Origin of the sequence: Pseudophaeobacter leonis (assembly GCF_002087335.1) — a bacterium.
GTDB lineage: Bacteria > Pseudomonadota > Alphaproteobacteria > Rhodobacterales > Rhodobacteraceae > Pseudophaeobacter > Pseudophaeobacter leonis.
On the sequence record NZ_MWVJ01000059.1, the window covers coordinates 1 to 11,317 of the forward strand.

Genomic DNA, 11,317 nt, shown 5'->3' on the forward strand with positions numbered 1-11,317 from the left:
CAACGGCAACACGTTGTTTTTCCACAGAATGGGCGGAATGCTGAAGTTCGCTACGGTTGCGAGATATACTGAGACAACAGGCAAAGCGGCCCTTGGATTTTCTGCCGTTAACGTTTGCTGCATCGTAGAGATTTTACCCTCTAGGTTGCTTGACCTGCCGATCTGGGTGCGCCAAAAATGAATCTAGGCAGCATAGAATACAAAACTTTCGGCAGGATATTGATTTGACAAACGAGATTGACCCAAACGCAGGTGTCGCGGCGACTACTGCTACGCTAATTAAAGATTTCTTTAGTGCCGTGTCTGGTGGGGTAAACACCGCATTCTGGAACAAATACCAAAAGTACTTCCCGCAGTTTGAGCAACACCTCTCAGAAATCTATGATAGAGTGAGCAAGGTTAAAATTCTTTGCAGTCAAGATGCTCCTACCGATTTTGACTCTATCTACGTTTGCCCTTCGCTGCAGCACGACGGCAACATTTTGGATGATACTGACTTTCTCGAATTGACCCATGCAGGCTCCAATTTAGTTGTCAAGAGTCATGGCGGTTCGGGGAAAACTTTCCTTATGCGGGACCCTTGGCTTAGCATTTTTAAGGCTCCAAAAGGACGCGTGCCGATCCTAATAGAGTTGCGCGGACTAAACCAGCAAACGACAGTCGACCTTATGGCATATCTGAGGGCATCTGCCGTGAAAGCGGGCAGTATGTCACAAGAGGTGTTTATTGAATTTTGCCGAGAGGGTAGGTTTATCTTTCTCTTTGACGGCTTTGACGAAATTGAAAAAGACCAGCGAGATACCATAGAAAAGCAAATTTTGGATATTTCCTATAAGTTTCGTAAATGCTCAGTTGTTGTTACAGGAAGGCCCAATGACAGATTCTCCAGTTGGTCCGAGTTCAAGACCTATAGTTGCTGCCCGTTTACCTACGGCCAATTCTCAGAGCTAATAGAAAAAGTTCCATTTGAGGTTAGCAGTAAACGCAAGTTTCAAAAGGTCGCAACAGAAAATTTTTTCAATAAGCATAAGGATTTTCTATCAAATCCATTGCTCGCCCAAATGATGTTGATGACTTATCGGGATAATGCGGAAATCCCGTCCAAGTTGGCAATCTTTTACGAAAACTGCTACCTCACGTTGTTTTTAAGACACGACGCTCTCAAGGAACAGTTGAGACGGCCCAAGTTGCTTGATCAAGACGAATTTCGGCGTCTTTTTTCCGTTTTTTGTTTTTTCTCCTATGTTAAGTCGAAGCCTGATTTCTCGGAAGCTGAAATTAGGCAATTTATTGGGAAATCTATTGAGCAATGTAAGTTCCCTGTGTCGGTAGACAATGTGCTTGACGAATTTCTTGAAACAGTAAACCTGATTCAGAAGGACGGGACGAAATACCAATTCATTCATCGTTCGTTCCAGGAGTACTTCGCGGCGCACTGCGCTGTTAGGGTTCTTTCTGAAAAAAGTCGAGATATATTATCATTCTTTGCAGATCGTCGGGCTGATACTGTTTTTGAACTAGCTTTTGAGCTCCATCCCGACCTAGTGGTTTCGAATTATCTCATCCCAGAGTATGATGTTTTGTCTAAAGCAGGTTACTTTGGGGATGAGGCTGGCAAGCGTGACTCATTTGAGGAACTGAATAAGATATCATTTAGTGTTGACCATTATACCCGAAAGAATACTCAAAGAAGCCTCCGTACTTCTTGGGGGCCCGATAGCAGCTATGAAGTATTTTCGCAGGCGGTCGAGCGGGCGTTCGGCATGCCAACACATTCCGATGCAATAGATCACGTTATCTTTTCATTACATGATAAAGGGAATGTTATTTTTGAACCCCTTGCGGGTTCACCGATTGCAAAAGATACAGAAGTTCGAGCGCATATTTATTCCGACGGCAAGATGATATGCGCAGAAATAGAAACCGACCGGGACTATAAAAAACGACCCAAGATACTCAACGAATTGGGGAGTAAACTGCAGGAAAGTTCCGGTGACGACTTTAAAGAGATTGGTAATATGTACAGAAAAAGGAGGTCAATGATCGAAGAACAAATGAAGCGAGTAGTTCAAGATCGGCAAGGGTCTTCTGAACGAATCGCCGCCATATTTGGGATTTAGGTTGCAGGGTAGCCATGCCGATTAAGGCATTAGGTTACGGCCGAAACTTTGAACAATGACAAGCCCGCAGTCGGGTCACCGGGATCACTTCAAAAGCTGAACGTTGCACGAAAGTCCGAAATGCGGGCTGCATCTGCAGAAACGCGTTGGGTTGACGAATGACTGGTGTGGGCCGTCCTTACCGGGGGCGGTGACACCCGACGGGCAAAATGCCGCGACCGGTCTAATGGCGGTTGAGAGCCCAAAGAGACCAATGTCTCGAGGTGGACAAATGGCTGCTAGGTATAACAGACGAGTAGAGGGGGGAATCGGCAATGCCATCACCCACTCTCAATGGCGCGTGAAGAAGATTCCGGCTGTGACACAGTGTGTTGCATTAGGCTTGGCTCACTACAATAATGACCGAGTTATGTTTCAACCAATAAGAAGACGACATGCATGGCGAAGTTAAAAGAAACCCAGCTTGACCTCATCAAGAGATATGTCTCTCATCCCTCGGGCATGGGCTACGTCGCAGATTTTTCCAATCAAACATTTTCGACTTGGTTTCGAGATACTTGGAACGTTGATATTGATGATCCAAAATATGAAATTGATGGGACATCAAAGGGCAACCGCTTGATCGCTTTTTGCCGACAAAGTGACGAGACGGCCGTTTATAGAGTTCTCAATAGCCTACGCCAAATGGCGCATGATCTCGAGATAGAAAAATCAGAAATTGTTAAGATTAAAGACGTCAAAGCGTTCGATAAGCTATTAGAGATCATTGAACAGAACATACCGAAAAATACCCAAGATGAGGTATTAGAGGAACTAGTGCTTAAGAACGTCACCAGACGCCAGTTGCTCTCAAAAGCAAAATCCAACGAAGTAAGTTTACTGTTGGTCGGCGCTACGGCTTTAGAAAACCTGTCGGCCTTTAGGGAAGTCGTAAGGTCCGACAATTTGTGCGCCGTAGAAACCCCCGAAATCCATAGCAAGCTTCTGGAACTAATCGACGCTCTAATAGAACACATTGAAAAACTCCTGAATATTCTCCCATCGGCATCGGTTTCCACAACCGACAAGGATGGCGATGAAATAGTCAGTTGGACGCAACGCTACGTGAATGGCGCACTTCCGAAACTCCAAGAGTATTTTGCACCTGAAAGGTTGGGGACGACCTCGGTTCCCGTAGGAGTTATTCTTGCTTGCGGCGGGCTTGGCTCGTTGCTTACGGGCTTTAACCTGATCGGCTTCGGTGCGGGAAGCGTAGTCGGGAAATTAATCGTAGGCGAAATGAAAAGTGGAGCAGCAGCAGATCAAATCACCAAACGGCTTGATGTGGATGAATGATCCGGCGGCGGTTGGCTTGAGCCGTGTCAAGGATATCACAACGGCGGCCGAATGACGTATGCATTTAATACGGCAGCTTCGTCACGCACTGCGTGAATTCACTTGCCACCTGCCACCTGTTTTTGCGGTTGGGACGAATGTCCGCAATGACGGGCTGCACTGCGGCATGATGCCTAGGTGGTCAAGATCCGGTATGGGCCGAAAGCTATGCGTAGTTTTGTAAAGCACGTGGTCGCTTCAGGTGATGATCGGATAGATCAGCCCTCCACTGGTTGTACGGCCCGCTGATAAAGATGCCATGTCGTGTGGCCAAGGATTGGCAGGGTAAAGATCAGGCCCAAAAACGCCGGAACCAGCGACAACAGCATAGTGACCGAGATGATCGCCGCCCAGGCAAGCATGACCATCGGGTTCTTCTTGACGACGCGGATAGACGTGAGCATCGCGGTAATGAAATCCATTTCCCTATCGAGCAACATAGGCATGGCTACGACGGTCACCGAGAATAGAACTGCCGACAGAAATGCGCCGACGCACGTGCCAATGGCAAGGAAGGTCCAGCCCTCCGGCGTGAAGAATATGGTGTTCAAGAAACCGTCCAAATCCGAAAAGGACGAATCTTGCAACACGATCACAAGCACTGTCCGAAACTGGTAGAACCACACCCAGAAAATGAACAAGGTGACAAAGGCCATCCAGCCCATCTCGCGCTTGCGTTGATTGGCCATGACGGTGAGGATTTCAGACCAGCCGAAACTCTCTTCATTCTGCAGTCGGCGGGACATTTCATAAAGCCCGGAGGCAGCGAAAGGTGCGATCAGTGGAAATCCTACTGAAACCGGAATGATCATCCAGACCTTTCCGAGCCAGACCAGGCACCAAACAACCAGGATCCCGAAAACCGCATAAAACAGACCGAAGAAACCACTCATGACTGGGCGAGCCAGAAAGTCGGAAAACCCGGCCTTAAGCGACGCTTTGATATCATCCGCCGTCACCTTGTTGGCCTCAGGCATGGCGGACGGCTGCGGCGTCAGATTGTCCGGTAGAGGGGGGCCTGTGGTCTTGGATGTCATGTGCACTGCTCCCAAATCAGGCCATTGCGCTGGTCCGTTGGCCATAGAAGAAGCGATGAAATAGACATCCCCCTTCCGCACACAACTTTGCATGAAGTCCGGCAAACGGGCAAGGTGCGAGCATCGCAGTGAGGTCCCGCATGGCCAGCTTCGAAGGTTGGCGAGGCCACGCATTTGCAGCGAATGTTCGGAATGATGGGCCGCAACGCAGCATACTGAAGGCGAGGCGAAGGTCCGGATGACGCCCTGTCAAATGTCGGGTCGTCGCCTTAAACGCAGCGATTGGAGTTTTGGAGAGTTCTGTGCACCGCGATATGCTGCCGGTTGAGCGCAGTTTGCGCTCCGGGTCGGCATTTATCGCAAGCGAGATGCTGCCCCGTTTAAGTGGTATTTAACGGCGATCCTAGGGCGCCGCCCTCCCTACGGTTTTCAGCTGGCGGGGGGGGCCGCGGGAAAGGAGGGCAAAAAAACAGCCAAAATGCACAATCGGTATCCAGGTGAAGAGGAGTTTCCCGGTTTGCTAAAACTGGTAGCCAAAAGGACGGAAGCCACAATCTGGCATCCCTGCCGATTGGTGGATGAGGGTTTACAGAAACAGATCGGGTGCCGCTGATCTTTCGGACAGCGCAGCTCGGCCGACATGCGTTCCACAGTCCGGATGTGGGCGTCAACTTCTGCGGCAATGGCTTAGGCACTGCTGAAGACTATCCGCTGGCAGGGGGCGCCCGGCAATGGCCCGAGGCTGAAAACCGTGGGCCCGGGCCAGCCAGAGCCTCGCAGAGAAGCGAAAGGGAGGCGTGCTTGATCCAAGTCATTCTGTTCTGCCGAAGGGGTCTTAGACTGAGGGCAGCGTGGTAAAGCGGAGTTCGCTCAGATGGAAACGAATACCTTGCCTGGGATGGATATGTCCTGCGACACAACCGGCTGTTGCCCAAGGTTCAGCCCCGAAGGCTGGGACGGGCGCCAGCTGCATTTCAGGGACAAGCTGTTTGTCAGGGCAACGACCCATAGTCTGCTGCATATCCCCCTGGACATGGGGAAGGTCTTTACGAGAGTGCAGACGCATATCGAAAACGCCGGCGCCCAGGATCCGGACAGTTACTTGGTGCTGAGCCGTGATCTTTCTTCGTCCGAGGGCGAACACTTCTTCGCGGTGACGTCCGAGGTCCCGGATGAGAAAATGGTGAGGCTGAGCGGCGACTTCATCACGCGGGTATTCGAAGGACCTTATCGCAAAGCCAAGGACTGGAAACATGAAATGGAGATTGCCGTTCAGGCTGCGGGCAAGACGGCGGGACGTATTTTCATGTTCTATACCACATGCCCGCGCTGTAGCCGGGCGTATGGCAGAAATTATGTCATCGGCATCGCCGAGACCAATCCATAACGTAACCCTAGGGAGAAATGGCCATGAAAATTCCTGAACTGGATATTCTGATAGACCGGTTGGAAAGCCAAGCGGATCTGACGGTCGCGGATTTTGACAGTGTCGTACACGCCCTGGCCTTTCTGGCCCCGCATGTTGTGCCTGCGGATGAACAGGCTGCCCAGCGGATCGGCACAGCGGACGGTGCGGTGCAGCTTGCCGGTGCGGCCTTTCCGAATTGGGTTGTGCATATCCGCGGCCGCTCCAGTGGCAAGCAGGGCCAGTGGCACTGTTCGTTGCGGGAAAGTGACAGCAGTGACAGCGATGCGGTGATCGGCTTGGGGCAGTCGCCGGTGCTGGCGCAGTCCATCCTTGCGGCCGTTTTGCGGTTGGCGATGATCCTGAAGAAGGACTGACGGTGCCGCGTCCGGCCTTTGGCGCAGTGGACAAAAGCACTGTCAGCAGGGAGAATGAACCGGTGCCCGAGATCCTGACCATCACACTGAACCCCGCCGTTGACCTCGCGACCTCGATCGAACGGGTGGTCGCGGGGCCTAAGCTGTATTGCGCCACCCCGCGCATCGATCCGGGGGGCGGGGGCGTCAATGTGGCCCGGGCAATCCGCAAGCTTGGTGGCAATGTCACAGCGCTGGTGGCGGTGGGCGGCGCCATGGGGGAACGGCTGCTGCAGCTTCTGGCGGATGAAGACGTCCCGGTGCAGGCCGGCCGGGCCGGGGGAGAAACACGCCAGAGCTTTGCCGTGACAGAAACGACAACCGGCGAGCAGTTCCGGTTCAGCGTTCCCGGCGAAACGATGAGTGGCGCCGACAGCGACCGCCTTCTGAGCGCGATTGCCTCTGCCGCGCCTGCAGATGGCTATGTGGTTCTGAGCGGCGGCGTCACGCCGGGTCTGCCCGATGATTTTCCGCAGCAAATTCTGGCGGCGATTGCGCTGCGGAACGCCAGGTTGGTGGTCGATACCTCGAAGGCCGCGCTGTCGCAGCTGATCACCGCGCCCTCTAGTCCGGTGCATCTGTTGCGCCTGGATCAGCGCGAAGCGGAGCTGGCCGCCGGACGCAGGCTAAAGACCGTTGAGGACAGTCTTGCCTATGCCGAAGAATTGATCGCGCGTGGTGTGGCCCATATCGTGGCCGGTGGGCGCGGAGCCGAAGGCTCGATTCTGGTCGCGGGCCTGGTCGCGGGAAAGCAGCGGTTTTTCTGCAGGGCGGCCAGAGGTGTCTGTGCGCAGCAAGATCGGGGTAGGGGACGCCTTTACCGGCGCGCTGACCTTTGCCCTGTCGCAAGCCCTGCCGCCGGATCAGGCGCTGCGCTGGGGCGTTGCGGCTGCAAGCGCGACGGTACAGACCGAGGGCACGGCCCTGTTCGAGGCCGAGGCCGTTCGTGCGCAGTTGGAGCACTGCGCGGTCCAGAGGGTTTAGTCGGCTTCGGCCTCGACAGCATTGCGCAGGACCTGCACGAAACTGTCAGGCGTGACCGAAATGCTGTCGATGCCGAAGCCGACGAGGCGACGGGCGTAGGCCGGGTTATTGCTGGGAGCCTGGCCGCAGAACCCCACCGTGGCCCCCGCCTTGTGCGCCTCGCGGATGACTGTTTCGATCATCCACAGCACTGCGGGGTCATCTTCGCGGAACAGCTCTGCCAGCGCTTCTGAATCCCGGTCGATGCCCAGCGTCAGCTGTGTGAGGTCGTTCGACCCGATGGAGAACCCGTCGAACCTCTCGGCAAACTCCGCCGCGCGCAGCACGTTGGAGGGGATTTCGCCCATCACATAGGCCTTGAGCCCGTCCTGACCGCGCTTCAGCCCATGTTCCGCCATCACCTCCAGCACCCGGTCGGCCTCTTCCGGGGTCCGGCAAAAGGGGATCATCACGATGACATTTTTAAATCCCATCTGCCCGCGCAGCCGCGCAATCGCCTGGCATTCCAGTGCAAAGCCGTCCCGGTATTTCTCTGAATAATAGCGGGAGGCACCGCGAAACCCGATCATCGGATTCTCTTCGGCGGGCTCAAAGTCGCGCCCCCCGAGCAGGTCGGCATATTCGTTGGTTTTGAAATCACTCATCCGGATGACCACCGGCTTTGGGTAGCAGAAGGCGGCAATCCGTGACAGGCCATGGGCCAGACGGTCGACGAAATACGCGCTCTTGGGGCTGTAGCCCTCAGTAAGCTGTTCGATCTGTGCCCGCGTTTCCGGGTCTGTGACGCGGTCGAACCGGGCGAGCGCCATCGGGTGGACGCGCACCGTGTTGCTGATGACAAATTCCATCCGCGCCAGACCGACCCCATCCACCGGCAGTCGCCACCAGCGCAGAGCCGCGCCGGGGTTTGCGAGGTTGAGCATCACCTGTGTGTGGGGGCGCGGCAGATCTTCAAGGGTCTCTTCGCTGACAGAAACCTGCGACACCCCTTCGGTCACCACGCCGTCTTCGCCGCCCGCGCAGGAAACGGTAACATCCTGCTGATCATGCAGGATCTGCGTGGCGTTGCCACAACCGACAATGGCGGGCAGGCCCAGTTCCCGGCTGATGATGGCAGCATGAGAGGTGCGGCCGCCGTGGTCTGTCACGATGGCGGCGGCCCTTTTCATGATCGGCATCCAGTCGGGATCGGTGGTGCCGGTCACAAGAATTGATCCGTCAACGAACTGGTCGATATCGGCCGCGTTTTCGATCATGCAGACGCGGCCGGCGACAGCGGCACTACCGACACTCAGTCCGGTCAGCAGCGCAGGTCCCGGATCCTTCACTGAATAGGATCTCAGCGCGCCCGGACTGAGGCGGGACTGAACGGTTTCAGGCCGGGCCTGTACGATATAGATCCTTCCCGTCACCCCGTCGCGGGCCCATTCCATGTCCATGGGCTGGCCATAGTGGTCTTCGATCACCTTGGCATATCTTGCCAGAGTCAGGATTTCATCGTCACTTAGGACGAATTGGGCGCGTTCAGCCGTGGACGTGGGGACATTGCGTGTGCTGCCATCGCGGTCGAGGATCATTTTGACGGCTTTGTCTCCCAGTCTTTTTTCCAAAATCGGTGTCAGACCGGGGGTTTCCAGGAATGGTTTGAAGACTTGGAATTCGTCGGGGTCCACGGCCCCTTGCACGACATTCTCGCCCAAACCCCAGGCGGCGTTGATCAGAACCGCGTCGGGAAACCCGGACTCCGTATCAATCGAGAACATCACACCCGCCCCGCCGGTATCGGCGCGCACCATCTGCTGAACCCCCACCGACAGGGCCACCTGCATGTGGTCGAAACCATGGATCTGGCGGTAGGAGATCGCCAGGTCGGTAAATAACGACGCATAGCATTTCTTGCAGGCCACCAGGAGAGCCTGGCCGCCGGTAATGTTCAGATAGGTCTCCTGCTGTCCGGCAAAACTGGCCTCCGGAAGGTCCTCTGCTGTTGCGCTTGAGCGAACGGCCACCGGGCAGTTCTCATCTCCCGCGCTCTGGCCGAGCCTGCGATAGTTGGCAAGGATTTCCTCTGCCGTCTTGGCGGGCCAGTCCCCGCCCAAGATCAGGGCGCGGATCGTCTCTCCAGCGTGCTGCAATGTCGTCCGTGCGGTAGCCAGCGCCTCCAGTTCCGCGGAAATCCTGTCATCCAGCCCGTTAAAGGACAGATAGCTGCGGTAGGCATCGGCAGTGGTGGCAAAGCCCGGCGGAACATGGACCCCCTTTGAGCCAAGCGCACGTATCATCTCCCCCAAAGACGCATTCTTGCCCCCGACAAGACCGGTATCAGAGCGTCTTACTTCGTCTAGACCGACTGTATGAGGATTGGATCGGGCCATGTCATCTCTCCGAACTATGCAAAGTTGGCCTTACGATACCGTAATAGCCGACAGGGCAATTGATTCAGATCAGCCTCCTTCCCTAGCCCGATGGGAGCGACCATTCGCTAAAGAGGGGGAAGGCAGAGGCGGCTCCCGAGCATCAAAGCCTGCGAAAACGTGGAGATTAGCTCCCAGCGCAAAGCAGGTCTCGCCCACTTGAAAACCGGTTGAACTTCTACAACAGTCGATAAGTCGGCGTAAGGTCTTCACAATCCATCTTCACCGAGTTGCAGCACAACTGTGGCTAGAGAAGATCGTTAAAGGCAACCGCTTGGTCTGCGAAGACCAACAGGTCGATATCAATCAATCGGTCGCTGCCTTCATAAAACCCATCCGCGCCACCGTTGGCGGAATCCGTGACCCTCAGCCATATAACGTTCTCACCACGACTTGAGTCAAAAGACGTTTCAGCTTCGAAGGTATAGTCGGCAAAGTTGCCATCGAACACCGCACGGTCTTTGGCAGAGGTGCCTGATACATTCCACGTATGTCCATAATAGAGGTCATCGCCAAGACCACCATAAAGCCAGTCATTACCGTCCTCACCATAAAGGGTGTCATGACCAGTTCCGCCGCGCAGATCATCCCCACCGTCGGCCCCAAAAAGCTTGTCGTCGCCGCTTTGACCCAGCAGGGTGTCGCGCCCGTCGCCACCGTACAATGTATCAGCGCCAAGGCCACCGAGCAGCAGGTCGTCGTTACCCATCCCGATCAACTTGTCGTTGCCGCCCTGACCGACAAGCACATCAGCACCATCTCCACCACGCAGCTCATTACTGCTCTGAGACCCAAGCTGGATGTCTGCCGTCCGCAAAGACTGGCCATCAAAGGCGGCAAAACTCACCTCGGAAGAAAGCTCCGTAACTGTGCCATTTCCACTGACTGCAACGCGACCGCCGCTACCCCGGCTAAAGTCAAAGGTATCGATGCTGCCATCAAAATATGCATAATCGTCACGTGGTTCGCCCGCCAAAATGTCTTGCGCTGAAAGCTGCTGATGAAAGATCGCAAAATCTCTGATTGTGCCATCGAAATAGCTATGAATATTGTCCGTTTCACCGGGGGTATTGCTCCAGCCGGAGGCCCCAACAATTACCGCCTCGGTGTTCTGGCTCCAGTCCACCCGAAGGTCACGATCATAGGCAATTCTGGCACCATTCAGATACAGCTCTACTCCGTCACTGCCAAAGTTGAGGCTGAAATCGTAGGATATTCCCGTTTGGATCGCATTGCTTGCAGTGAAATAGTATGACTCTGACGCGTCTTGGAAGCGCACAATCAGTTTGCCGCTGTTATCGATATAGGCAGACAGATGCCCGCCATTGCCGTTGCCGGACGCGTCCTTTGAGAATAGTGTCTGGTAGTTGGAGAGGCTATTTGCAGAAAACTGGAATGCAATTGTACCATTCCGCAGCGCCAGGCTGCTCGTATGGTCCAGGGCCAGGGCCGCGCGATCTTCTGATGAAAAATCGTGATTGCCAGCCAAGCCCAACATGGGGGATTGGTCTCCAACAAAACCAAAATCATCTGCGTTTGGCAGGATTGAGTTTGGCACGGTAATCGG

9 protein-coding genes and 1 pseudogene are annotated in these 11,317 nt (G+C 54.6%); 7 read left to right on the plus strand and 3 right to left on the minus strand.

All coding sequences use genetic code 11. From position 1 onward, the window contains the following. From B4968_RS23820 to B4968_RS13440, 3 genes are all read left to right on the plus strand, one after another. Positions 1–181 (plus strand): hypothetical protein (locus B4968_RS23820; RefSeq protein ID WP_206601101.1); only part of this gene is annotated, 181 nt, incomplete at its 5' end. A 43-nt stretch (positions 182–224) separates the two neighbouring features. Next, positions 225–2,120, plus strand: a complete 1,896-nt coding sequence (locus B4968_RS13435) for an NACHT domain-containing protein (protein ID WP_083099711.1) — start codon at positions 225–227, stop codon at positions 2,118–2,120. 438 nt (positions 2,121–2,558) lie between these two features. Beyond that, positions 2,559–3,455: a hypothetical protein gene (locus tag B4968_RS13440; RefSeq protein ID WP_083099713.1), complete on the plus strand. Its 897-nt coding sequence runs from the start codon at positions 2,559–2,561 to the stop codon at positions 3,453–3,455. A gap of 257 nt (positions 3,456–3,712) precedes the next feature. Here B4968_RS13440 and B4968_RS13445 read toward each other — a convergent pair whose 3' ends face one another. After that, positions 3,713–4,531 (minus strand): DUF2189 domain-containing protein, encoded by an 819-nt coding sequence (locus B4968_RS13445; protein ID WP_083099730.1) that lies wholly within the window; start codon positions 4,529–4,531, stop codon positions 3,713–3,715. Between the two features lie 874 nt (positions 4,532–5,405). Between B4968_RS13445 and B4968_RS13450 the strand changes: the two genes are divergently transcribed. The 4 genes and pseudogenes from B4968_RS13450 to B4968_RS26180 all read left to right on the plus strand — a co-directional run bounded on the left by B4968_RS13450 (position 5,406) and on the right by B4968_RS26180 (position 7,336). Then, positions 5,406–5,918, plus strand: a complete 513-nt coding sequence (locus B4968_RS13450; RefSeq protein WP_083099716.1) for a hydrolase — start codon at positions 5,406–5,408, stop codon at positions 5,916–5,918. Between the two features lie 23 nt (positions 5,919–5,941). Further along, positions 5,942–6,313: a hypothetical protein gene (locus B4968_RS13455; protein ID WP_139792822.1), complete on the plus strand. Its 372-nt coding sequence runs from the start codon at positions 5,942–5,944 to the stop codon at positions 6,311–6,313. A 62-nt stretch (positions 6,314–6,375) separates the two neighbouring features. Beyond that, positions 6,376–7,095: pseudogene (locus tag B4968_RS25265) on the plus strand (1-phosphofructokinase family hexose kinase); the annotation flags it as partial. A 43-nt stretch (positions 7,096–7,138) separates the two neighbouring features. Further along, positions 7,139–7,336 (plus strand): PfkB family carbohydrate kinase, encoded by a 198-nt coding sequence (locus B4968_RS26180; RefSeq protein WP_420916519.1) that lies wholly within the window; start codon positions 7,139–7,141, stop codon positions 7,334–7,336. Here the strand turns inward: B4968_RS26180 and ppsA are convergent. After that, on the minus strand, positions 7,333–9,711 hold the full coding sequence (gene ppsA / locus B4968_RS13465; RefSeq protein WP_083099724.1) for a phosphoenolpyruvate synthase: 2,379 nt from the start codon (positions 9,709–9,711) through the stop codon (positions 7,333–7,335). The two genes, B4968_RS26180 and ppsA, sit on opposite strands and share 4 nt — an antisense overlap. A 286-nt stretch (positions 9,712–9,997) precedes the next feature. After that, positions 9,998–11,248, minus strand: coding sequence for a LamG-like jellyroll fold domain-containing protein (locus B4968_RS13470; protein WP_139792826.1), 1,251 nt, complete (start codon positions 11,246–11,248; stop codon positions 9,998–10,000). Positions 11,249–11,317 lie beyond the last annotated feature (69 nt).

Excerpts from the sequence above, each read along its gene's own strand:
- B4968_RS13470 (WP_139792826.1), bottom strand. The coding sequence starts at position 11,248 with ATGTTGGGCTTGGCTGGCAATCACGATTTTTCATCAGAAGATCGCGCG.
- ppsA (WP_083099724.1), bottom strand. The coding sequence starts at position 9,711 with ATGGCCCGATCCAATCCTCATACAGTCGGTCTAGACGAAGTAAGACGC.
- B4968_RS13445 (WP_083099730.1), bottom strand. The coding sequence starts at position 4,531 with ATGACATCCAAGACCACAGGCCCCCCTCTACCGGACAATCTGACGCCG.
- B4968_RS13440 (WP_083099713.1), top strand. The coding sequence starts at position 2,559 with ATGGCGAAGTTAAAAGAAACCCAGCTTGACCTCATCAAGAGATATGTC.
- B4968_RS13450 (WP_083099716.1), top strand. The coding sequence starts at position 5,406 with ATGGAAACGAATACCTTGCCTGGGATGGATATGTCCTGCGACACAACC.
- B4968_RS13455 (WP_139792822.1), top strand. The coding sequence starts at position 5,942 with ATGAAAATTCCTGAACTGGATATTCTGATAGACCGGTTGGAAAGCCAA.